Annotated in this window: 18 protein-coding genes; 7 read left to right on the top strand and 11 right to left on the bottom strand. The window is 72.4% G+C overall.

All coding sequences use genetic code 11. From position 1 onward, the window contains the following. Window positions 1–2 precede the first annotated feature (2 nt). The 6 genes from purU to OG928_RS20000 all read right to left on the bottom strand — a co-directional run bounded on the left by purU (window position 3) and on the right by OG928_RS20000 (window position 6,654). A complete protein-coding gene (gene purU / locus OG928_RS20025; RefSeq protein ID WP_406285654.1) occupies window positions 3–902 on the bottom strand; it encodes a formyltetrahydrofolate deformylase in 900 nt (299 codons plus the stop codon). Window positions 903–1,025: 123 nt separating this feature from the next. Continuing rightward, window positions 1,026–1,463 carry a hypothetical protein gene (locus OG928_RS20020; protein WP_406285653.1) on the bottom strand — a complete coding sequence of 146 codons (438 nt, stop codon included), beginning with the start codon at window positions 1,461–1,463 and terminating at the stop codon, window positions 1,026–1,028. A 188-nt stretch (window positions 1,464–1,651) separates the two neighbouring features. After that, a complete protein-coding gene (locus OG928_RS20015; protein ID WP_406285651.1) occupies window positions 1,652–2,485 on the bottom strand; it encodes a hypothetical protein in 834 nt (277 codons plus the stop codon). Between the two features lie 97 nt (window positions 2,486–2,582). Continuing rightward, window positions 2,583–3,707, bottom strand: coding sequence for a uroporphyrinogen-III synthase (locus OG928_RS20010; protein WP_406285649.1), 1,125 nt, complete (start codon window positions 3,705–3,707; stop codon window positions 2,583–2,585). 75 nt (window positions 3,708–3,782) lie between these two features. Next, entirely contained in the window at window positions 3,783–5,078 is a 1,296-nt protein-coding gene (locus tag OG928_RS20005) for a hypothetical protein (RefSeq protein WP_406285647.1), read from the bottom strand. A 199-nt stretch (window positions 5,079–5,277) separates the two neighbouring features. Then, complete coding sequence (locus tag OG928_RS20000; RefSeq protein WP_406285645.1) at window positions 5,278–6,654, bottom strand: transcriptional regulator; 1,377 nt, start codon at window positions 6,652–6,654, stop codon at window positions 5,278–5,280. Window positions 6,655–7,097: 443 nt separating this feature from the next. On the opposite strand from OG928_RS20000, the gene OG928_RS19995 reads away from it, so the two are divergent. After that, on the top strand, window positions 7,098–7,754 hold the full coding sequence (locus OG928_RS19995; protein WP_406285643.1) for a bifunctional DNA primase/polymerase: 657 nt from the start codon (window positions 7,098–7,100) through the stop codon (window positions 7,752–7,754). 205 nt (window positions 7,755–7,959) lie between these two features. Here the strand turns inward: OG928_RS19995 and OG928_RS19990 are convergent, their stop codons facing one another. Then, a complete protein-coding gene (locus tag OG928_RS19990; protein WP_355538171.1) occupies window positions 7,960–8,649 on the bottom strand; it encodes an iron dependent repressor, metal binding and dimerization domain protein in 690 nt (229 codons plus the stop codon). A gap of 319 nt (window positions 8,650–8,968) precedes the next feature. Between OG928_RS19990 and OG928_RS19985 the strand changes: the two genes are divergently transcribed. The 3 genes from OG928_RS19985 (at window position 8,969) to OG928_RS19975 (ending at window position 11,692) form a co-directional block, all read left to right on the top strand. Continuing rightward, window positions 8,969–9,715 (top strand): sugar isomerase domain-containing protein, encoded by a 747-nt coding sequence (locus tag OG928_RS19985; RefSeq protein ID WP_406285640.1) that lies wholly within the window; start codon window positions 8,969–8,971, stop codon window positions 9,713–9,715. A gap of 8 nt (window positions 9,716–9,723) precedes the next feature. Further along, window positions 9,724–10,539, top strand: a complete 816-nt coding sequence (locus OG928_RS19980; protein WP_406285638.1) for a hypothetical protein — start codon at window positions 9,724–9,726, stop codon at window positions 10,537–10,539. Window positions 10,540–10,753: 214 nt separating this feature from the next. Continuing rightward, the gene (locus tag OG928_RS19975; protein WP_406285636.1) at window positions 10,754–11,692 is read left to right on the top strand and encodes a lytic polysaccharide monooxygenase; all 939 of its coding nucleotides are present in this window, start codon (window positions 10,754–10,756) and stop codon (window positions 11,690–11,692) included. A 221-nt stretch (window positions 11,693–11,913) separates the two neighbouring features. Here the strand turns inward: OG928_RS19975 and OG928_RS19970 are convergent, their stop codons facing one another. Together OG928_RS19970 and pdxH are read right to left on the bottom strand one after the other, a co-directional pair. Continuing rightward, window positions 11,914–13,191 (bottom strand): MFS transporter, encoded by a 1,278-nt coding sequence (locus tag OG928_RS19970; protein WP_406285634.1) that lies wholly within the window; start codon window positions 13,189–13,191, stop codon window positions 11,914–11,916. A gap of 417 nt (window positions 13,192–13,608) precedes the next feature. Then, window positions 13,609–14,259: a pyridoxamine 5'-phosphate oxidase gene (gene pdxH / locus OG928_RS19965; RefSeq protein WP_406291086.1), complete on the bottom strand. Its 651-nt coding sequence runs from the start codon at window positions 14,257–14,259 to the stop codon at window positions 13,609–13,611. A 391-nt stretch (window positions 14,260–14,650) separates the two neighbouring features. Between pdxH and OG928_RS19960 the strand changes: the two genes are divergently transcribed. Further along, on the top strand, window positions 14,651–15,763 hold the full coding sequence (locus OG928_RS19960) for a citrate synthase 2 (protein ID WP_406285632.1): 1,113 nt from the start codon (window positions 14,651–14,653) through the stop codon (window positions 15,761–15,763). Between the two features lie 118 nt (window positions 15,764–15,881). On the opposite strand, the gene OG928_RS19955 is transcribed toward OG928_RS19960, so the two are convergent. Next, window positions 15,882–16,724 carry a (2Fe-2S)-binding protein gene (locus OG928_RS19955; protein WP_406285630.1) on the bottom strand — a complete coding sequence of 281 codons (843 nt, stop codon included), beginning with the start codon at window positions 16,722–16,724 and terminating at the stop codon, window positions 15,882–15,884. 289 nt (window positions 16,725–17,013) lie between these two features. On the opposite strand from OG928_RS19955, the gene OG928_RS19950 reads away from it, so the two are divergent. After that, complete coding sequence (locus tag OG928_RS19950; RefSeq protein ID WP_406285628.1) at window positions 17,014–17,961, top strand: threonine/serine dehydratase; 948 nt, start codon at window positions 17,014–17,016, stop codon at window positions 17,959–17,961. A 55-nt stretch (window positions 17,962–18,016) separates the two neighbouring features. Here OG928_RS19950 and OG928_RS19945 read toward each other — a convergent pair whose 3' ends face one another. Beyond that, the gene (locus tag OG928_RS19945) at window positions 18,017–20,878 is read right to left on the bottom strand and encodes an FAD-binding and (Fe-S)-binding domain-containing protein (RefSeq protein WP_406285626.1); all 2,862 of its coding nucleotides are present in this window, start codon (window positions 20,876–20,878) and stop codon (window positions 18,017–18,019) included. Window positions 20,879–21,038: 160 nt separating this feature from the next. Here OG928_RS19945 and serC point away from each other — a divergent pair, with 160 nt between their 5' ends. Beyond that, window positions 21,039–22,157, top strand: a complete 1,119-nt coding sequence (gene serC / locus OG928_RS19940; protein WP_406285624.1) for a phosphoserine transaminase — start codon at window positions 21,039–21,041, stop codon at window positions 22,155–22,157.

Here is a 22,157-nt window from a genome sequence, read left to right as displayed (position 1 = left end):
GCTCAGGTAAAGACGACCGTGCGCGTCCCGTTGAGCAGCACGCGCCGCTCGGAGTGCCACTTCACCGCGCGCGAGAGCGCCTGGCACTCGACGTCCCGACCGACCGCGACCAGTCCCGCGGGGGTGACCGCGTGGTCCACGCGCTCGACCTCCTGCTCGATGATCGGGCCCTCGTCCAGGTCGCCGGTGACGTAGTGGGCGGTCGCGCCGATCAGCTTCACGCCCCGCGCGTGCGCCTGGTGGTAGGGCTTCGCGCCCTTGAAGCTCGGCAGGAACGAGTGGTGGATGTTGATCGCGCGCCCCTCGAGCTGCTTGCACAGGTCGTTCGACAGGACCTGCATGTAGCGCGCGAGCACCACCAGCTCGACCTCGTTCTCGCGCACCAGCGCGAGCAGCCGCGCCTCGGCCTCGGGCTTGGTCTCGCGGGTGACCGGGATGTGGTGGAACGGCACCGCGTACGAGCGGGACAGCTCCTCGAAGTCGCGGTGGTTGGACACCACGCCGACGATCTCGATCGGCAGCGCGCCGATGCTGCTGCGGAACAGCAGGTCGTTGAGGCAGTGGCCGAACTTGCTGACCATCACGAACACCCGCATCCGCGCGTCCCCGTCGTGGATCTGCCAGTCCATGTGGAACGACGCGCCGACCGCGGTGAAGCCGGCCCGCAGCGCGTCCAGCTCGACGCCCTGTTCGGCGGTGAAGTGCACGCGCATGAAGAACAGCCCGGTGTCGCGGTCGCCGAACTGCTGGCTGTCGACGATGTTGCAGCCGGTCATCATCAGGAAGCTGGCGACCGCGTGCACGATGCCGCGCTTGTCCGGGCAGGAGAGCGTCAGCACGTACTGTCCGCCGCCGGTGGACGCGTCGCCGGTGCCGCCGAGGGGCTTGGTCTGCTCGGTCATGGACGCGCCTTTCCTACATGACATCCGGGCCTACGGGACTTCCGTGCCTACGCGGCGTCCGGGCCTGTTCGGGGACTCCGGGAGAAACCGCCGGTCGTACAGGATCCCACGTCGCGCGCGGGCTCAGCGCCCGCCGGTACGGATCCGCAGGACGTCGAGCGAATCCGGGGAGGCGTCCGGATCGTCCTCGTCGGTCTTCGCGAGCGCGACGTGCGCGGCCCGCGAGGCACCGACGACCTGCGGCCAGCGCGCGTGCGTGAGGTAGGCGGGCGCGGGCGCGTCCTCGCCGATCTCGTGCAGCACGGCGAGGATCTCGACCACGGCGGCGTCCACCGCGGCGGCCTCGTCGTCGTCGACGAACAGGCAGCCGATGTAGGTGCGCGCGGACCAGCGGTCCAGCCACGAGTCGCCGACGAGGCGGTAGACGGCGTCGGTGATCGTGCCGTACTCCGGGCGGCCGGGCAGCCAGCACTCACGCTGGAACGTCGGGTCGCCGAACATGTGCAGCGCGGAACGGACGTGGGCCCGCCAACGCCACCACGGAACGGTGCTCTGGCGCATACGAGCCATCGTGGCGCTTCCTCCCCTGTCTGCGCTTCGGTTTCCGCGATCCGATCGCGATCGGATCCGGACGGGATCCCCGCAGATCACCGCGAATTCCACCCGATCATGCCGCAGACCGGACGGATCCCGGCACGGGGGCCGGGCCGGGCCGTCCTCGGTCCCGGCCCGGCCCGCGTGCCGGACGGTCAGCCGACGACCTTGATCGTGATCAGTCCACGCTCGACGTCGTACACGCGCAGCGCGGCCACGTCGAAGCCCGGGTGGTCGCGGATCCAGTTCTGCGCCGCGAGCACGATCCGGTCCGCGGTGTTGAACGTCTGCGCCGATTCCGTCGAGTAGTCCCCCGGCAGGTGCGAGGACAGATCGGTGTTGACCGCGACCTCGTACCGGCCCTTGTGGTCCAGCGTGAACCGGACCTGTCCGACGTGCGGCCCCTGCGCCGTGGTGTGCAGCGCCGCGAGCAGCGTGGCCCCGTAGTCGTCCGCGGCCGGCCTGCGGTCGTCGCGCTCGGCGCCGAGCCGGAAGTCGATCGCGTCGCGGTCCGAGTCCAGGATCTCGATCCCGCCGACCCAGAGCGCCGGATGGTCCTCGGCCCATTGCGCGGTCGCGGTGAGCAGCTTGCCCGAGAGGTCCCGCACGATCGCCTCGGCCTGCACGTCGGAACCGTTGCCGCGGACCAGGTCGGTTTCGAGCGTGACCTTGTAGACCTTGTAAGAGGTCGCCACGCGCACCTTCGTGACGTGGGCCCCGTGCGGGGTCGTGCGCAGATGCGTCAGCAACTCGGTCCCGTACGCGCCCGACTCGGGCGTGTCGCCCGCGGCCGCGGGCGGGACGACCGGTGGCGCGGTGGGGTTCTTCGGGCCGCCCGACGGGGCGACCACCGAACTCGGTGCGACCGTCGAGACGGTCTCGGCGGCCTGGCGTGTCTCGGGCGATCCGGAGCACGCGGCCGTGCCGGCGAGGGTCGTGGCGAGCAGCACGACGGCCGGCAGTCGTACCCCTCTTCGAATGCGTATCAAGGCTCGTGTTCACCCCCTGTCACCCAGCCATGGTGCGGGTTGGTCCTCTGCTCCTACCAGGCGGGGGGTAACGCGCGGAGGAAATATACCGCTTTGCTCACGGATCCACGGCCAGCCGATACCCGCGCTTGGTGACCGTTCGCACCAGCCCCGCGTACGGCCCCAGTGCGCCGCGCAGCCGCGCGATCGCGGCCTCGACCGCGTGTTCGTCCGTGCGCGAGTCGGCCCACACCCGGTGCAGCAACTCCGCCCGGCTGAGCACCCAGCCGGGTTTCTCGGCGAGCGCGCGCAGGACCGCGCCGGGCACCGGGGGCAGCCAGATCGTCCGGCCGTCGACCAGCAGCGCGTTGCCCTGCAGGACGAGTCGCTCTTTGCCGGTGTCCAATTCGCGGCGGGCCCGCGCGGGCAGCGTCTCGGCGATCGTGCGGACCAGCGAGCCGAGTCGGCCCCGCTCGGGCCACACCGACTCGACGCCCTGCTCGGCGAGCGGCCGCGCGCATACCGGGCCGATGCTCACCGGCAGCACGTCGCCGCGCAGCGCGGCCAACACGTCGGCCCGCCTGCCCTGTTCCTCGGCGGTCTCCAGGAACGCGCCGATCGCGGGGGCACTGGTGAAGGTGAGCGCGTGGATCTCGCGGCGCGCGGTCTGCTCGACGAGTCGGCGCACCACGCCCGGGTCGTCGGGCGGGCCCCAGCGGTACACGGGGATCTCGATCACGTCGGCGCCGCGCTCGCGCAGGGCGTCGGCGAAGCCCTCCAGGGGCGCGCCGTGTTCCTGGACGGCGATCCGGCGCCCGCGCAGGTCGCGCGCGAGCAGCCACGCGAGCACTTCGTCGCCGGCGTCCGAGCCGGGCGAGTACACCTCGCGCAGGCCGTACGCGCGCACGGCGGTGGTGGCCTTGGGTCCACGGCAGACCAGTACGGCGGCCCGGCACGCCGCGATCACGCGAGCCCCCCTGCCCCACCCCTCGGCGGCCCCGAGCCAGCCGCGCCAGCCCACGCCCGTGGTGGCGACGACGTAGTCGAGTCGGCGTTCGAGGACCTGCTCCGTGGCGCGGCGCAGCACCGGGTCGTCGGCGGGCGGCACGATGCGCACGGTGGGCGCGTCGACGACCTTGGCGCCGAGCGCCTGGAGCAGCGCGACGAGTTCCTCGCGGCGCCGGGCCGCGGTGACGCCGATGGTGAACCCGATGAGCGGTTCGGCCCCCGTGCCTGTCTCCATGGGGTGAGACTCGCCGACGCGTGTTACGGCGCTGTTGCCGGACGGTCACGCGGGAGTTAGCGCGTCGACGCCGGGTCAGATCTCGCCGGCGCCGCGCTTCTTGAGGTTGTTGTCGGCCGCGATCGGGTTCCAGATGGCCACCACCTGGCTCTTCGCGCTGGTGGCCCGGCCGCTCGCGCGGTCGGCGGCGCGCTTGTGCTCGGTGTTCTCGGCCTTGTGGTCGGCGCAGCCGCCCTGGGCCATCTCGGTCCCCCAGGCGGCGAGTTCGCGGTCGGATTCGGCGGACGCGGTCCACGCGGTGCGCAGCCCGCTGACCAGTTCGGGGCCGCGGGCGAGCTTGTCGGTCTTGAGCTTGTCCAGCCCGGCGATCTGCTCGTCGCGCTGTCGGGCGGCCTCGCCGAGGGACTGCGCGCCGCCCGCGGGGTCGTCGCAGCGCTGGATCTTCTGGACCGCCTGCGACACGGTCTGCCGCGAGCCCGCGCTGATCTGGAGCAGGCGGTCGACGGCGGATGCCTGGCCGGCGGAGTCGTCGGCCTTGGCGGGCGGCTCGGCGGACTTGGGCGCGGCGCTTCCCGACGGGGTGGGCGGCGCGCTCGTGGAGGCGCCGCTCTTGTCCGCGTTGTCGTTCTTGTCGTTCTTGTCGTTCTCGCCGAACGCGCCGCTCGCGAACACGCCGATCGCGGCGATCACGACGAGCGCGCCGACACCGGCGGCGATCAGCGGTGTCCGGTTCCGGCCGCCGCCGTCGCGGTAGTCGCCGGGGGCGGGTCCGCGCGGTGGGCCGGCCGGGGGCGCGTACTGCGGGGTGTGGGGCTGCGGCGCGGGGTATCCGGCGGGTTGCGGTCCGGGATACCCGGCGGGCTGTGCCGAGCGGGCCGGCGGCATCGGCTGCGCGGATCCGGCTGGCGGTGTGCCGGGGCCGTCCCGGAACAGGTTGGCCGGGAAGACCTGCGTCGCGTCGGCCGGTCCGGCGGCGGGCGGCGGGCTCGGGCGGTACGGGTCCGGCCCCGGAGCACCCGGCTGCGCAGCCCCGGCGCCCGGCGCACCCGGTGGCGCGTGCGGGGGCCGGGGCGGTACATACGACGGCGCGGCGGGCGGCGCGAGGTTCGGCGGCGGCCCGAGCGGGGCCGCGCCGGCCCGGCCGGCCGGGTTGTGGGGCGCGTTCGCATCGTATGGAGCGTTCGGGGGGTACTGGCGAGGGTCGTACCCCTGTTGTTGTTGCGGCGGTGGTCCCTGGTCCGCGTACTCGTCGAATCTGGGCAGCACCTCGGTCTCGTCGCGCGGGAGTTCGAGCGGGCCGAAAGGCGACGGCCCCGGCCCCCCGCCGTTCGGCCCCCGTCCCGCGCCGCCGTCCGTTCCACCGGATCCCATGCCACCCACCCGTTCGTCACCTCGAGAACCGTTGCCCCCGGCGGCCGTGCGATCACGCGGATCGCCCGGCGACCGATACCCCTGCCGCCCGACGGTAACTCAGACGTTCGAGAGACGAACAGCGGTTCGCCGTCGGGCGGTGCGCCCACGACTGTGCGACGGACGACGAGACGGCTCCGGTTCGGGGGTGTCGCGGGGGTCAGACCGGGACGGCGTGCGCGGCCTCGGCGAACTCCCGGACCACGTGCTCGTCCCGGTACGGCTCCAGCCGCCGCTGGAAGTCCTTGAGGTATTCGAGGCCGCGTGCCGAGTGCAGCCGGCCCACCAGGTCGAGCGCGTCCGCGCCGACCGCGCAGGCCTCGTCGAGCCGGTTCTGCTGCAGGTGCGCGGTGGCGAGCAGGAGCGTGTCGACCGCGCGCCTGCGGACCCGGGTGTCGGCGTGCCCCTCCAGGGCGGCGCGGGCCGCCGCCTCGGCCTGGCGCGGCCGGTCCAGGTCGCGGTAGCAGTGCGCGAACTCGTCGGCGAGGTAGGCCTGCGAGAAGTGCGCTATCCAGGACGGGTCGTCGTCCGGCATGGCGACGTCCATCGCCGACCGCGCCCGGGCGAGCGACGCCTCGCACGCGCGCGCGTCGCCGAGCAGCGCGTGTCCGCGCGCCTCGGCGGCGTGGAACATCGCCTGGGTCGTGGGCGTGGCCTCGTGCTTCGCGCCCTCCTGCGCGGCGCGCGCGAGCTGGGTGATCTCGCGCGGGTTGCCGAGGCTGCCGGCGAGGTGGCTCATCCCGGCCGCGAGCACGTATCCGCCGTAGGCGCGATCGCCCGCCGCCTGGGTCAGCCGCAGGGCCTGGATGTAGTAGCGCTGGGCGAGACCCGGCTGGCCGGTGTCCACGGCCATGTAACCGGCCAGCTCGGTGAGTCGGGCAACGGCGGCGAACAGCGCGCGGCCCGTCTCGTCGGAGTAGGTCCCGTTGAGCAGCTGGGTCACCACGCTGCCCAGGTAGTGCACGACGACCGGGCGGATGTGCCCGGCACCGAAGCGGTGATCGAGCGCGGACAGCATGTCCGTGGTCGCGCACACCGCCTCGATGTCGGACGCCCCCACCCGCGGCCCGCCGATCCGGGCCACCTGCGCGTCGGGTTCGGTGATCAGCCAGTCGCGGCTGGGCGCGACGAGCGCGGCCACCGCGACCGACGAGTTGAGCAGGAAGTCGCGGCGGTTGACGTCACTGCGCCACAGCTCGGTGACCACCTCGACGGTGGCCGCCGGGGTGGCGGCGAACTGCAGGCCCACGTTGGTCGCCAGGCTGCGACCGTCGGCCATGCCGATCTCCTCGACGGTGACCGGTCGGCCGAGTTTGCGGCCGATCGCCTCGGCGATCAGGTTCGGCACCGCGCCGCGCGGCTGCTGGCCGCGCAGCCAGCGGGCCACCGAGGTCTTGTCGTAGCGCAGGTCCATGCCGTGCTCGGCCCCGCACATGTTGACCCGGCGGGCGAGCCCGGCGTTCGAACAGCCGGCCTCCTGGATCAGTGCCGTCAACCTCTCGTTGGGCTGCCTTGTCGCCTGCGTTCGCGCGGCCATCGGCGTTCCCTCCCCGACCGTTGGTGCGGTCCCGGCATGCGGGATCGGCGCGACGGGGGTGTGCTCGGTGCCGTCGTGTCCGGGCCCTGATGCCTGGTCGGTCCGTATGCGTATCAAGCGGACGCGGTCGACCTGCCGGGGGGCGGTCGTGGACGGAATGGCGGACGTTGCCCGGCGGTCGTATGAACTGTCATCCGAGTACGGAGCGTAGTGACCCGTATAGAGCAGCGGATAGGGCACCTCTCGCTGCGCCCCCCGTTCTGCACCTATGCGCCCCCCTTGCGCCGGATGGCCGCCGGTGATCCCATCACCCCTGATCATCCCGTTTCGCCCACCCGGAGCGCGCGCTCGCGGCGCACGACCGGGCCCCGCCGGGCGTGCACCGTACGGGTGACGATCAGCGGGGCGGCGGCCGGCCGTAACCATCCCGGGGCCCCGCAGTTGTGCAGCACGTGGAAGACACCCTGGGGGCCCGGCAGCTCGCCCGCGACACGCTTGTAGATACCGCAGTCCGCTACGCCGAGGATCGGCACTGGGACGTGGTTCCCGGCGCCTCGGTCGTCGAGAACAGCGTGGGGCGTCGTTGCAGCTGCGGCCATCCGGGATGCGCCACCCCGGGCGCGCACCCGATTCTGCGCGACTGGGCGGTCCAGGCCGCCAGCTCGCCCGTGCTGGTGCGGCGCTGGTGGAGCGAGCACCCGGACGCGGCGATCCTGCTGCCGACCGGCCGCGGCTTCGACGTGATCGACGTCCCCGAGCAGGCCGGCTGCCTCGCGCTGGCCCGGCTGGAGCGGATGGGCCTGCCCATGGGTCCGGTCATCGCGACCCCGACCCGGCGGCTCCAGTTCCTGGTACTGCCCGGCGCGCGCGACAAGATGGGCGAGATGCTGCGCCGGATCGGTTGGGGCTCCAGTCCGATCGACCTGATCCCCAAGGGCGAGGGCGACTGGGTCGTCGCCCCGCCGTCCCGGATGGGCACCTCGGGCAGCGCCTCCTGGGCCCGCGAACCCACCGAACTCAACCGCTGGCTCCCCGAGGCCCGCGAGTTGGTCAGCCCGATCGCCTACGCCTGCGGCCGAGCGGTGGCCGAGGCCAGGTAGCGCAAGACCCGCCGCCCGGGCCACGAGGCCCGATCACGCCTCCCCCGGGCTGTAAAAACCCCAGCCCTCCCACTGAACGCAACGGGTGGTGCGGGTGGGATCACCTCACCCAAGCCACCAAAGACGCACCCGCAGCGGCACGGCAGAGGCCCCCGGAACCGATCGACTCGGCTCCGAGGGCCCCTAATCTCGCGCGGACACGCAACTACCGCGCCGCGACGAACACGTGCGAGGCGACCTCCGGCGACAGTTCCGCGGCCTCGCCGCCACTGCCCGCCATCACCCCGCCCGCGGACTCGTGCACGCTCACGACCGCGCCGGGCCGAATTCCGGCCCTGCGCAGCGTGTACATCAGCTGCGCGTCGGTCTGCAGCGGCTCGCCGAGCCGCCGCACCACGACGTTCTTGCCTTCCGGTCCCGCCGACTCGAGCAGCGTGACCAGACCGCCTTCCTTGAACGAGTCGGCGTGCAGCTCCTGGTCCAACTCCTCCAGGCCCGGGATCGGGTTGCCGTACGGCGATTCCTTCGGGTAGCGCAGCAATTCGAGCAGGCGACGTTCCACCTGCTCACTGATGACGTGCTCCCAGCGGCACGCCTCGGCGTGCACCTGCTCCCACGGCAATCCGATGACGTCCACGAGCAGGCACTCGGCGAGCCGGTGCTTGCGCATGACCCGAGTCGCGATTCCCCGCCCCTCGGGCGTCAGTTCCAGGTGACGGTCACCTTCGACCGTCAACAGCCCGTCCCGCTCCATTCGTGCCACGGTCTGGCTCACGGTCGGCCCACTCTGTTCCAGCCGTTCCGCGATCCGCGCCCGCAGCGGGACCACACCCTCCTCCTCCAGCTCGAAAATCGTCCGGAGGTACATCTCCGTGGTGTCGATGAGTCCACTCACGACCAGCGGCTCCGTTCTTGGTGGTCCTGCCGTCCAATTCTGACGCACCTGGACCCCCCATGCGGACGTCCGGCCGATCGGGTCCGCGCGGCTTGCCCGTTCTCGTGCCGTCCCGCCCGCTCCCGCACGTCATCCGTACGTGTGTGCCGCCCGTGTGGGCCCACGATGTCGAGTGCGTACGTTCATAACGTTCCGATATGCCATTGCCATCCCGGAAGACCCGCATTCCCTCGGGATCCCTCGATCGTGTACACGTCGCGACCGGGCCATCCGGCGGTAAGGTGCCGGATCCGTGCACGAACGAAGGGAAGGACCGGGGATGGTCGAGCTGGGCGCACGCTACCTCGACGCGGCGATCGGGCTGCTGGAGCGACTGCGGGACGTCGAGCTGTCCACCATCGACCGGGCCGCCGACCGTGTCGCGGGCGCGCTGGCCGCCGGGGGCCGGCTGTTCGTGTTCGGCGGCGGGCACTCCGCGCTCGCCGCGCAGGACGTGGTCTACCGCGCGGGCGGTCTGATTCTGGCCAACCCCCTGATCGCCCCCGGCAACGACCTCGCGGTCCGGCCGATCACCACCAGCAGCGCGATCGAGAAGCTCCCCGAGCTGGCCGGCCCGGTCCTGAACGGCGCGGACCTGCGGGCCGGCGACGTGCTCGTGGTGATCTCGCTGTCCGGACGCAACGGGCTGCCCGTCGAGATGGCCCGCCAGGCGCGCGAGCGCGGCGCGCTCGTGGTCGGCGTCACATCGATCGCGGCGAGCGAGGCCGAGTCCCCGCGGCATCCCTCGGGTACGAGACTCCTCGACAACTGCGACTTCGTCCTGGACACCGCCATCCCGCCCGGTGACGCCGCCCTCGACGCGGATGGCGTGCCGCAGCGGATCGGCCCGACCTCGGGCGTGGTGTGCTCGGCGGTGATGCAGACGCTCATGGTCGGCGTGATCGGCCATCTGGTTTCCCGGGGGCTCGAACCCCCGGTGTTCATGTCCGCGAACATCGAGGGCGGCGCCGCGTGGAACGAGCGGTTGCTGGCCGAACACGCGGACCGGATCTTCTACCTGAGGTGAACCCGGCAGTGCATACCGACGCGCGGTCCCAGTCCTCGTCGCCGAGTCGGCCCGAGCAGGTGTCCGAGCAGCCCGGCCCATCCGATCCGCGATCGGCCACGATCGTGGTGCCGGCCAGGTTCAACGGACCGCCGGGTAGCGGCAACGGCGGCTACGTGGCCGGCCTGCTGGCCGCGCGCGTGGCCGGCGAGCCGGCGGCCGGGGTGACCGTGACGCTGCGCCGCCCGGCACCACTGGACCGCTCCCTCACGGTGGACTTCGGTGCCGAGGGCGGTCCGCTGACGCTGCATCAGGGCGAGGGCCCGATCGCCGAGGCGATCGCGGTCGACGCCGCGTCGACGCTGCCGACGCCGATCGACCCGGTCACCCCCGACCAGGCCCGCGAGGCGAGCGCCGCGTTCGCCGGCTTCGCCGCGTGGAATCCGTACACCGACTGCTTCGTGTGCGGACCGGATCGGGCCGAGGGCGACGGCCTGCGGCTGTTCCCGGGGATGCTCGAGGACCGCCCGGACACCGACGCGTGCCTGTGGATCCCGCACGCCTCGCTCGTGGCGCCCGACACCGAGCAGATCGCGGGCGAGTTCGTGTGGGCCGCGCTCGACTGTCCCGGCGGCTGGACCGGCATGGATCAGGACACCGCGCTGCTGCTCGGCCGGATGACCGCGCACGTGTACGCGCTGCCGTATCCGGACGAGCCGTGCGTCGTGGTCGGCCGCCGACTCGGCCGGGACGGCCGCAAGGTGCGCACCGCGACGACGCTGTACGACGCCGAGGGCCGCGTCGCCGCGCACGCCGAACAGGTGTGGATCGCCCCGCGCGCGTAGGGCGGGCCGGCCGTACCAAGGCCCTGCCGGGACCCGATTCCCAAGGCAGCCTTAACCGCCGCCGATCCGGGCCCTAAGCCCGCCATAAGGATCCCGGCAGGGCCTCTGATCAGCGGTTTTCCTTTCGAGTCGGCGCTAGCTTCCAGGCACCGGGAGCACGCCGAGCGTGCTGCCCGGTCCCCGGCGGCATCTGCTGTACTCGTAAGGAAGTCTGATGAGCATTCGACGCAAGGCCTCCGTCGCCGTCCTGGCGACCGCGCCCCTCCTGCTCACGTCGCTCGCGACGGGAAGCGCCTCGGCACACGGCACGTCCTCGAATCCGCCGAGCCGGATCCAGATCTGCTCCGCGCAGGGCGGCGAGACGCCGGAGAACCCCCAACACTCCGCGTGTCGGGCCGCCAAGGCCGCGACCGGCAGCGCCGCGGCGTTCTACGACCCGAACGCGGTCTCCATCGGCCAGGCGAACGGCCGGCACCGCGAGCTGATCAAGGACGGCGAGCTGTGCAGCGCGGGCAACCCGGTGTACAAGGGCCTGGACCTGCCGCGCACCGACTGGCCGACCACCAACCTGCCCTCGGGCAAGGAGTACACGTTCCAGTACTTCGCGTCGGCCCCGCACAAGGGCGGCTTCGAGTACTACCTCACCAAGGACGGCTACGACCCGACCAAGCCGCTGAAGTGGTCGGACCTGGAGGCCAAGCCGTTCCTGACCGGTAGTCCGACGGTGAACGCCGGCACCTACACGTTCAAGGGCAAGCTGCCGGCCAGGTCGGGCCGGCACCTGCTCTACGTCATCTGGCAGCGCACGGACAGCGCCGAGGCGTTCTACTCGTGCTCCGACGTCGTCTTCGACGGCAGCGGCAGGACCACCACGGGCAAGGAAGCCCAGGAAGCAGCGGACAAGGCATACCAAAAGCCCGGCGGCCCAAGCACCACCAAGCCAACCACCGCCATCACCCCCACCTCCGCCCCCACCCCCACCGCCGACACCACCACCCCGATCGCCGCCGCCCCCAAGCACCCCGACCTGGCCGAAACCGGCACCGACAACCAATCCCTCCCTGTCATAGCCACAACCGCCGCAACAGTCCTGACCCTGGGCATCACATCCCTGTACTGGGCCCGCCGCCGCCAAACCAAGTCCCACCACTGACCCACCCCAAGCCGCCCAACCCACTCAGCCCGGCCGGCGCTTGAGGCCACCTTCCAGCCCGGCCGGCGCTTGAGGCCAAACAGCCTGGCCGGCGTTTGAGGCAAACAGCCTGGCCGGCGCTTGAGGCCACCTTTCAGCCCGGCCGGCGTTTGAGGCCAAACAGCCCGGCCGGCGTTTGAGGCCACCTTTCAGCCCGGCCGGCGCTTGAGGCCACCGTCCCCCTACGGTTGCGGGTCCCGCGCGTCATACCGCCAAAACCCACGCCAACGCAGCGAAAGCGCGATCACCAACACCACACACGCAAGTCCCCCACTGACCACCGAGATCCGCTCCGTGCTCAACGCCGCCACCGACCCCGCCTCGAAGTCCCCGAGCCGAGGCCCACCCGCGACCACCACGATGAACACCCCGGCCAACCGCCCCCGCATCTCGTCGGGCGTAGCCACCTGCATGATCGTGTTGCGAAACACCATGCTGATCGTGTCCGCGCACCCGGCGAACGCCAACAGGATCAGCCCCAGCCACAGCGGCCCGCCCAGGCCGAAGGCCGCAATGCACGAACCCCACGCGATCACCGCGATCACCACCGCCCGGCCCTGCCGCCGCACCTGCCCCAGCCACCCGGAGAACAGCCCACCCGCGAGCGCCCCCACCGCGGGCGCCGCCACCAGCAACCCGACCGTGGTCGCCCCGCCCCCGTACAACGTCGCGGCCATCGCCGGGAACAGCGCGCGCGGCATGCCGAACACCATCGCGACGATGTCGCTGAGAAAGGTCATCCGGATATTGGGCCGGCTCCGCAGGAACCGCAGCCCGTCCAGCACCGACGCCCGCTTCCGCCCGTCCTCGGCCCGCGTCGGCGGCATCGACGGCAGCCGCCACATCGCGTACAGCGCCGCCGAGAACGCGAGCGCGTCGATCAGGTAGGCGGCCTGGAAGCTCCACAGCCCGATCACCAACCCGCCGAGCATCGGCCCGATCGTCATCGCGAGCGCCATGGCTATCGAGTTCAACGCGTTGGCCGCGGGCAGCCGTTCCGGCGGCAACAGCTTGGGGATCATCGACGTCCGCGCGGGGTTGTTCACCGCGAAGAACGCCGACTGCACGGCGACGGCCGCGTACAGCAGCCACACGAGTCCCAGATCGAGCACCGCCTGCGCGGCCAGCACGATCGACACCGACGCGAGCCCGACCGCGCTCACCAGGCCGACGATCCGGCGGTCCACGCTGTCCGCGATCGCGCCGCCGAGCAGCCCGAACACGATCAGCGGGATCACCGAACACAGTCCCACCAGGCCGACCGCGAAGTTGGATTCGGTCAGCGAGTACACCTGGATCGCGACCGCGACGGCGGTCATCTGCTGGCCGAGCGAGGACACCGAGTGGCCGAACCACAACCGTCGGAAGTCGGGGAACTCGCGCAGCGGTGTGACGTCCGCGAGGACGGCTCCGGCTATGCGTTTCGAGACGCGCTGAGAGGCAGGGGACACCCTCGTCATCCAAGCCCAATGCGCCCTACATCTATTCCTGATTCCGGTGTGGGATCGGGCACCTCGAAAATGCGTTGCACGCTGCCGAGCGCCGATCTAACCTCACTGGCACACGGGAGAGGAGGTGGTCTGAAGTTGCATAGCATTCGGACGCGTGAGGTGGCTGCCCGCTAGCCGCCACTCCGGTTTACCGGCTCGGCAGGCCCCGTCGTGAGTGCACCGCGACGGAAGCAGGCAGGCGGCCGGCAACACCAGGCAGACACCCGACCCGCAGGTCGCCGGGATCGTCCCCCGGCCTCCGTCCCACCTCACCGAGGTGATCGGAGAAGCGACCTGCGGGTCGTTGTCGTTTCGGAACCGGTTCGACCGGTTCGAGGACCGATTCGGACTCTGCCGCAGGTCCCGGGACCCGGGTCCCGGCACGACTCACGGACTCAACCGCTCGAGCCGCCACACCGAGCCGCCGGCGCCCCCGGCGCCCTCCGCGCCCGCGCGCAGGTAGCGCAGCCGATCGTGCATCCGGTTCTCCCGCCCCTGCCAGAACTCCACCGCGTCGGGCACGACTCGAACGCCGCCCCAGAACTCCGGCACCGGGATGTCGTCGATGTGCGCGAATCCGGCCTCGGCCTCCGCGTACCGCTTCTCCAGTTGCTCCCGCCCGGAGACCACGCTCGACTGCTCGCTGGCCCACGCGCCGATCCGCGATCCGCGCGGGCGGGAGCGGAAGTACGCGGTGGTCTGCTCGCGCGACACCCGTTCGGCGTAACCGGTCACTATCACCTGGCGGTCGAGCGCGTGCCACGGGAAGAGCAGGCTCGCCGCCGGATTCGCGGCGAGTTCGGCGCCCTTGCGGGAGCCGTAGTTCGTATAGAAGACGAAGCCCCGTTCGTCGAACTCCTTCAGCAGCACGGTGCGCGTGCTCGGCCGGCCGTCGGGAGTGGCCGTCGCGACGACCATCGCGTTCGGCTCGGGCAGTTCGGCGGCGGCCACCTCGGCCAGCCAGGCGGTGAACAGCGGGAAGGGGGCCGGCGGCAACGCGCCGACGTCGATGCCTTCGCCTCGGTACTGCCGGCGCATGGCGGCAAGCTCGGTGAACTCCACGCACAACGAGTACCACTCGAAGGCGCCGAAGGGCGCACCTACCCCCGTTCGGATGACGTCCGGGACATGCGATCCGGTTTCGCGTTGTGCCGGACCTCACTCGCCCCGGCGTGTTCCGATGTAGGTCGTCTCGATATCGAGAGATATCCTGCCAGCGGACTTCGATCGGTCCATTCCTTCATGCGAGACCCCACCCCGGTCTCGCCCGGACCGACCGAGACACCTCCCCGAACCACCGGCGGACCCCAGGTGCGGAGCCTTCTCGGCACCGTGCGCCCCGGCCTCGTTCGGGGAAGACATGGTGTGGTAGTGCGGGGTATGAAGGACCCGGCCACAAGTCAGTCGAGATCGCATGAGGAGCCGCCTGATGTCCGAGTTCGTACCCGGGCTCGAAGGAGTCATAGCGTTCGAGACGGAGATCGCCGAACCCGACAAGGAGGGTGGCGCGCTCCGGTACCGAGGTGTGGACATCGAGGACCTCGTCGGCCACGTCTCGTTCGGCAACGTCTGGGGCCTGCTGGTGGATGGGGCGTTCAACCCCGGCCTGCCGCCGGCCGAGCCGTTCCCGATCCCGATCCACTCGGGCGATGTCCGCGTAGACGTGCAGAGTGCGCTGGCCATGCTCGCCCCGGTGTGGGGTCTGAAACCGCTCCACGACATCGACGACGCCCAGGCGCGGGACGACCTCGCCAGGGCCGCCGTGATGGCGCTGTCGTATGTCGCCCAGTCGGCCCGTGGCCTGGAAAAGCCGATGGTCCCGCAGAGCGAGATCGACAAGGCGCAGACCATCGTCGAGCGGTTCATGATCCGCTGGCGCGGCGAGCCGGATCCGCAGCACGTCAAGGCGGTCGACGCCTACTGGACGTCGGCGGCCGAGCACGGCATGAACGCCTCGACGTTCACCGCGCGCGTGATCGCGGGCACCGGCGCGGACGTCGCGGCGTGTCTGTCGGGCGCGGTCGGCGCCATGTCCGGCCCGCTGCACGGCGGTGCGCCCTCGCGCGTGCTGCACATGATCGAGGAGATCGAGCGCACCGGCGACGCCACGGCGTACGTCAAGGGCGTCCTCGACCGCGGTGAGCGCCTGATGGGCTTCGGCCACCGGGTGTACCGCGCCGAGGACCCCCGCGCGCGCGTGCTGCGCCGTACCGCGAAGGAACTGGGGGCGCCTCGCTACGAGGTCGCGGCGGCGCTGGAGAAGGCGGCTTTGGACGAGCTCCAGGCTCGTCGCCCCGACCGGGTCCTGGCGACCAACGTGGAGTTCTGGGCCGCGGTGATGCTGGACTTCGCCGAGGTGCCGGCGCACATGTTCACCTCGATGTTCACCTGCGCCCGGACCGCCGGGTGGAGTGCGCACATCCTGGAGCACAAGCGCACCTCGCGCCTCGTGCGTCCGGCCGCGCTGTACGTCGGCCCGGGCGCCCGCCCGATCACCGAGGTCCCCGGTTACGACCACACGGTGCGCAACCTGAACGGCTGACGCGGATTCTCGACCCGCACCCAGGAGCCCCGTTCCCCACAAGGGAGCGGGGTTCCGCCGCGTCCGCTCCCCGGCCCGAGCCCGGCCGCGGGGCCGACGCGCCGGGCCGGTCGAGCGGTCAGGCCCGGCCCTCCAGGATGCGGACCTGGCGCTCGTCGTCGGCCCTGGGGCAGGTGGAGCACAGCGAGTCCGGGTTCAGCGTGTACCAGAGGCAGCACACGTTCTGCGTCCGGTTGCAGTGGCTGCGCCCCTTCGTGCCCGGCAGCACGCGAAAGCCCGCGTCGCGCTTGAACCGGCCGGTGTCGCCGGGCAGCAGTTCGCCGAGGTCGTGGACCGCGCGCTCGTCCTCGCCGCGGATCCGGCCGAGGTACCAGACACCGCTGACGACCTCATCCGCCACCATCCCCCACAGGACCTGCTCACCGCGCCGCAGGTGCGGTCGGAACGCGGTCAGCAGCGGCTCCAGGTGCTCGGACACCCCGCGCAGCAGCTCGGCGCGCAGGGCGGCCGGGTCGGCCACCACCCGCGCGCCGGGCGCTCCGGCGGCCGGATCGTCGGGCAGGCACGCGAAGGTGCCGGCGGTGACGGTGAAGGAGCGGCGCAGGCGGTCGGCGGCGGTGTCGATCCACACGTCGTCCAGGGTCACCCGCGGGACCCTGCGTTGCAGGAACCACGGGCCGGCGAGCATCAGGCACGCGTACCACGCATAGCCGTGCAGGGCCCACATCGCGACGGCGTCGGCCCGGGGGTCGGCGTCGAGGGTCGCGATGATCCGCCGGCGCTCGGCGGCCAGCACGTCGGCCAACACCGCGGGGTCCTCGGCCACTCGCGACGCGTGCAGCATGCCCGCGCCCGGGTGCCCCGGCTCGACCGTGATCAGCGGACACGCGACGCCCAGTGCGCGGAAGGTGTCCGCGAAGGCGGGGCACGGCACGGGCTGCCGAAGATCGAGCACGGTCATGACCCGAAGGTAAGGCTTGCCTAACCCAGTGTCCACACGACCGCCCGGAGTATCCGATCATGTCGCCCCGGCCCACCCGTGCGGGGGAGCCTGTTCCGGGGCGCGCGATCGCGTCGCACGCCCCCGGGACGGGCCCGCAAGCCCCCGGACGCGGCGGGCCGAACCCTCACCGGCTCGTCGACCGGCTCCCCCGTGTCGGGACGTGCCTTCCCGCCCCGCGACGAGTGTCGTTCCGAGCCCAAGACCCCGCGCCACGATCGGCGGTCGGCGTTCCTGCGAAGATCTGACGATGGAGAACTCCGGGTCCGAACTGACTTACGGCGACATCAGGAGCGCCGCCGAGCGCATCGTGGGGCTGACCCAGCCCGTCACCCTGATGCCGATCCATCCCTCGCCGCACGTGTGGCTCGCGCTGGAGTACATCCAGCACACGGGGTCGTTCAAGGCGCGCGGCGCGGCGAACTTCACGACCGCGCACGTCGAGGCCGGCACCATGCCCGAGGCCGGCGTCGTGATCGCCTCCGGCGGCAACGCGGGGCTCGCGTGCGCGTGGGCGGCGCGCGGCGCGGGGGTCACCGCCACGGTGTTCCTGCCGGAGACCGCACCGCGCGTCAAGGTGCAACGGCTGCGCTCGTACGGGGCGGATGTACTGCTCGTGGGTCGCGAGTACGCGGAGGCCCTGGAGGCGTCGCGGGCGTTCGCCCAGGACACCGGCGCGCTGATGTCGCACGCGTACGACAACCCGCTGATCGCGGCGGGCGCCGGCACGGTCGTGCCGGAGATCGTCGCGGGTGTGCCGGGGCGACTCGACACGATCATCGTCGCGGTCGGCGGAGGCGGCCTGTTCTCGGGTGTCGCCACCGCGGCCGAGGAGCACGGGATCCGCACGGTCGCGGTCGAGCCGGAGAACTGCCGCGCGCTCAACGCCGCGTTGGAGGCGGGCGAGGTCGTGGACGTGCCGGTGGACTCGGTGGCCGCCGACTCGCTCGGCGCGCGCCGGGTCTCGCAGACCGCGCTCGCGACCGCCCAGCGCACCGGCGCGTTCTCGGTCCTGGTGTCCGACAAGGCGATCGTCGAGTCCCGGCAGGCGCTGTGGGACAACTTCCGCATCGTGGTCGAACACGGCGCGGCCACCGCGCTGGCCGCCCTCTCCTCGGGCGCGTACACACCGGGCCCCGGCGAGAAGGTCGCGGTCATACTGTGCGGCGCCAACACCGACCCGGGCGACCTGGTCTAGGGAGTACCGGCCACGGCACCGGTGAACCTTTCCGGTCCCCCCGACCGGGCCGGCCTCAGACCCCGGACGGGCTCGGAGGGGTCCGGTCGGCGGGCGCGGGCAGGCCGGCGGCGAGGAGTTCGGCCACGTGTCGCGGTCGGCGCTCGCTCACGTGGGTGATCTGGGTTCGGCAGCTGAAGCCGTCGGCCAATGTCACCGCGTCCGGCGACGCAGCCGCGAGCGCGGGCAGCAGGCGGTCGGCGGCGACCGCGCGCGACAGGTCGCCGTGCCCGGCCTCGTAGCCGAAGTTGCCGGCCAACCCGCAGCAGCCGCCCGCCAGTTCGCCGGTCAGGCCGGCCCTGGCGCGGAGTCTGCGGTCGGCGGCGTCGCCCAGGACCGCATGCTGGTGGCAGTGCAGTTGGCCGGTGACCTCGCGATCCAGCACCGGCGGCGACCAGTGCGGCGCGTACTCCTCCAGGGCCTGCGCGAACGTCTTGACCGAGGCGGCGAGGCCGTCCGCCGCGCGGCCCATCAGCTCGGGCACGTCGGTGCGCAGCGCGGCCGTGCAGGAGGGTTCGAGCCCGATGATCGGCAGGCCGGCGTCCAGCGCCGGGCGCAGAGTGCGCAGCGTGCGCGCCAACACCCGCCGGGCGATCCCCAGTTGCCCGGTCGAGACCCAGGTGAGCCCGCAGCACACCGGGCCCGGCGGCACCACGACCGCCAACCCGGCGGCTTCGAGCACCGCCACCGCCGAGCGTGCGACCTCCGGCGTGAACCGGTTGGTGAACGTGTCCGGCCACAACACCACCCGGGGCCGTGAACTCCCGTGCGTGCGCGGCCGATCGCGCCACCAGCGGGTGAACGGCTCGGCCGCGAACGGCGGGATCTCCCGGGTGCGGTCCAGGCCCGCCAAGCCGAGCGCCGCGCGCCGCAGGGCCGGCACTCCCGCCGCCGCGTTCACCGCGCCGGCCAGGCCCGGCAGCGCGCCGACGGCCCGGGCCCAAAGCGGCAGGTTGCCGAGCGCGTAGTGCGCCGCGGGCCGCAGCCGGCCCTTGTAGTGGTGGTGCAGGAACTCGGCCTTGTAGGTGGCCATGTCCACGTCCACCGGGCAGTCGCTGCGGCAGCCCTTGCAGGACAGGCACAGGTCGAGCGCGTCGTGGACCTCGGTCGAGCGCCATCCGTCGGTGATCACGTCGCCGATCAGCATCTCGTGCAGCAGCCGGGCCCGCCCGCGGGTCGAGTGCGCCTCCTCGCCGGTGACCCGGAACGATGGGCACATCACGCCGCCGGACGCCGTGTCGGCCGACTCGCGGCACTTGCCCACGCCCACGCAGCGGCGCACGGCGGCCGCGAAGTCGCCGCCGTCGGCCGGATAGCCGAACTCCACCGCGACGGGTGTGCGCATGCCGGTGAAACGCAGATTGCCGTCCACAGGGTGTGGATGAACCAGGATGCCGGGATTCAGCAGGTCGGCCGGGTCCCAGATCGCTTTGAACCGACCGAACAGTTCGACGATCTCGGGCCCGTACATCCGGGGCAGGAACTCGGCCCGGGCCTGGCCGTCGCCGTGCTCGCCGGACAGCGAGCCGTCGTGCGCGACCACGAGATCGGCCAGTTCGGCGGAGAACGCGCGATAGGCCGCGACCCCGCGGGCGGAGAGCAGGTCGAAGTCGATCCGGATGTGCACACAGCCCTCGCCGAAGTGGCCGTAGGGCAGGCCGCGCAGGTCGTACCGCTCCAGCAGCGCGGCCAGCTCGCGCAGGTACGCGCCCAGCCGCTCGGGCGGCACGGCGGTGTCCTCCCACCCGGGCCACGCCTCCGACCCGTCGGCCATCCGGGTCGCGGTGCCGGACGCCTCCTCGCGGATCCGCCACAGCGCGCGCTGCCCGGCCGGGTCGCTCACCACCAGCGCGGGATCGGCGCCGGTCAGCGCGTGCGCCCGCGCCTCCGCCTCGGCGACGGTGTCCGCGCCGACCTCGACGAACAGCCACGCGGCGCCCGCCGGCAGCTCGACGTCGCGCGCGGACGCGGCGAGCGCGACCAGGCCCGCGTTCAGGCTCTCCACGGTCAGCGGGCCGTGCGCCAACAGCCGGGGCGCCGCGTCGGCCGCGGCGAAGTCGTCCGCGAAGCCGAGCACCGCGAGCACACGCGCCTTCGGGGCCTCGACCAGGCGCACGCCCGCCCCGAGCACGACGACGCAGGTGCCCTCCGTGCCGACCAGGGCCCGGGCCACGTCGCGCCCATTCTCCGGCAGCAGCCGGTCGAGCGCGTACCCGGACACCCGGCGCGGCAACGCGGGAAAGCCCCGCCGGATCAGCGCGAGGTTGGCGTCCGCGAGCGCGGTGAGCGCCGCGTGGATCTCGGCCCCGCGGCCGGTGGTGGGCACCGGCTGTCCGGGGCCGACCCGCATGCGGGTGCCGTCCATGGTCGCGATGTCCAGCCACACGACGTTGGCGCTCGTCCGGCCCCACGCGACGGAGTGCGAGCCGCACGCGTCGTTGCCGATCATCCCGCCGAGCGTGCAGCGGCTGTGGGTGGAGGGGTCGGGGCCGAAGGTGAGCCCGTGCCGGCCGGCCTCGCGGCGCAGGTCGTCGAGCACGACGCCGGGCTCGACGTGCGCGATCCGGGTCACCGGGTCCACGTCGTGCACGCGGGTCAGGTGGCGGGCCAGGTCCAGGACGACGCCGTTGCCGGTGGCCTGCCCGGCGATGCTCGTCCCGCCGCCGCGCACGGTCACCGGCGCACGCAGTTCACGGCACACCGCCAGCGCCGCGAGCACGTCGTCGGCGTCCAGCGGCGCCACCACGCCGGGCGGCACCCGGCGGTGGTTGGACGCGTCCATCGAGTAGAGCGCGCGGGCCTGCGGGTCGAAGCGGACCTCGCCGCGCACCCGCGCCCGCAGCGCGCCTTCGAGGTCCCCGGGCTGTTCGGTCACCACGCCATCCTCACTCGAAACTGTCCGAAACCGACCGGAACCGACCACGTGTCCCCTCGAAACCGACCACGGGTCGAGACCGGCCGCGCCACATCGTGGGCGCGGTCGTCTCATTGTGCGGAATACACATCACCCACGAATCGGACACCACTACGCTCTCCGCGTGGCCGAGATCCAGATTCCCGCAGCGCTCATGCCCGCCGACGGCCGGTTCGGTTCGGGCCCGTCCAAGGTACGTCCCGAGGCGCTCGCCGCTCTCGCGGCGACCGGTACCTCTCTCCTGGGCACCTCCCATCGGCAGGCGCCGGTGAAGAACCTGGTCCACCGGGTTCGCGAGGGTGTCAGCAGCCTGTTCTCCCTGCCCGAGGGCTACGAGGTCGTCCTGGGCAACGGCGGCGCCACCGCCTTCTGGGACATCGCCGCGTTCGGCCTGGTCGAGCGCAAGTCCCAGCACCTGTCCTTCGGCGAGTTCTCGTCCAAGTTCGCCACGTCGGTCAAGGCCGCGCCGTGGCTGGACGAGCCGACGGTGATCAAGTCGGAGCCCGGCACGCACCCGCTGCCCCGGGCCGAGGCCGGCGTGGACGTGTACGCCCTGACCCACAACGAGACCTCGACCGGTGTCGCGATGCCCATCGCGCGCCCGGCCGGCGCCGACGCGGGCTCGCTCGTGCTGGTCGACGCGACCTCGGGCGCGGGCGGTCTGCCCGTGGACGCGGCCGAGACCGACGTCTACTACTTCGCCCCGCAGAAGTGCTTCGCCGCCGACGGCGGCCTGTGGCTCGCCGCGTTCTCGCCGGCGGCCCTGGAGCGCGCCCAGCGGATCGCCGCGTCGGACCGGTACATCCCGCCGTTCTTCGACCTGGCCACCGCGATCGACAACTCGGTCAAGGACCAGACCTACAACACGCCGGCGCTGAGCACGCTGTTCCTGCTCGCCGACCAGCTGGACTGGATCAACGGCCAGGGCGGCCTGGACTGGGCCGTCGCGCGGACCGCCGACTCGTCCGGCCGGCTGTACGCCTGGGCCGAGAAGTCGTCGTACGCGACCCCGTTCGTCACCGACCCCGCGGCCCGCTCGCAGGTCGTCGGGACGATCGACTTCGCGGACTCGATCGACGCCACGGCGATCGCCAAGGCGCTGCGCGCCAACGGCATCGTCGATACCGACCCCTACCGCAAGCTGGGCCGCAACCAGCTGCGTGTCGCGATGTTCCCGGCCGTCGAGCCGGCCGACGTCGAGGCCCTGACGGCCTGCGTCGACTACGTGATCGAGCAGCTCTGA

This window comes from Embleya sp. NBC_00896 (assembly GCF_045207785.1).
In the GTDB taxonomy this organism is placed as follows: domain Bacteria; phylum Actinomycetota; class Actinomycetes; order Streptomycetales; family Streptomycetaceae; genus Embleya.
The sequence above is the reverse complement of the archived record's forward strand: the minus strand, read 5'-3'. Positions and strand labels throughout refer to the sequence as shown.

Bases quoted from the DNA above. Each gene is read 5' to 3' on its own strand.
- purU (WP_406285654.1), bottom strand. From the start codon at position 902: ATGACCGAGCAGACCAAGCCCCTCGGCGGCACCGGCGACGCGTCCACC.
- OG928_RS20020 (WP_406285653.1), bottom strand. From the start codon at position 1,463: ATGCGCCAGAGCACCGTTCCGTGGTGGCGTTGGCGGGCCCACGTCCGT.
- OG928_RS20010 (WP_406285649.1), bottom strand. From the start codon at position 3,707: ATGGAGACAGGCACGGGGGCCGAACCGCTCATCGGGTTCACCATCGGC.
- OG928_RS20005 (WP_406285647.1), bottom strand. From the start codon at position 5,078: ATGGGATCCGGTGGAACGGACGGCGGCGCGGGACGGGGGCCGAACGGC.
- OG928_RS20000 (WP_406285645.1), bottom strand. From the start codon at position 6,654: ATGGCCGCGCGAACGCAGGCGACAAGGCAGCCCAACGAGAGGTTGACG.
- OG928_RS19985 (WP_406285640.1), top strand. From the start codon at position 8,969: ATGGTCGAGCTGGGCGCACGCTACCTCGACGCGGCGATCGGGCTGCTG.
- OG928_RS19975 (WP_406285636.1), top strand. From the start codon at position 10,754: ATGAGCATTCGACGCAAGGCCTCCGTCGCCGTCCTGGCGACCGCGCCC.
- OG928_RS19970 (WP_406285634.1), bottom strand. From the start codon at position 13,191: ATGACGAGGGTGTCCCCTGCCTCTCAGCGCGTCTCGAAACGCATAGCC.
- pdxH (WP_406291086.1), bottom strand. From the start codon at position 14,259: ATGCGCCGGCAGTACCGAGGCGAAGGCATCGACGTCGGCGCGTTGCCG.
- OG928_RS19960 (WP_406285632.1), top strand. From the start codon at position 14,651: ATGTCCGAGTTCGTACCCGGGCTCGAAGGAGTCATAGCGTTCGAGACG.
- OG928_RS19955 (WP_406285630.1), bottom strand. From the start codon at position 16,724: ATGACCGTGCTCGATCTTCGGCAGCCCGTGCCGTGCCCCGCCTTCGCG.
- OG928_RS19950 (WP_406285628.1), top strand. From the start codon at position 17,014: ATGGAGAACTCCGGGTCCGAACTGACTTACGGCGACATCAGGAGCGCC.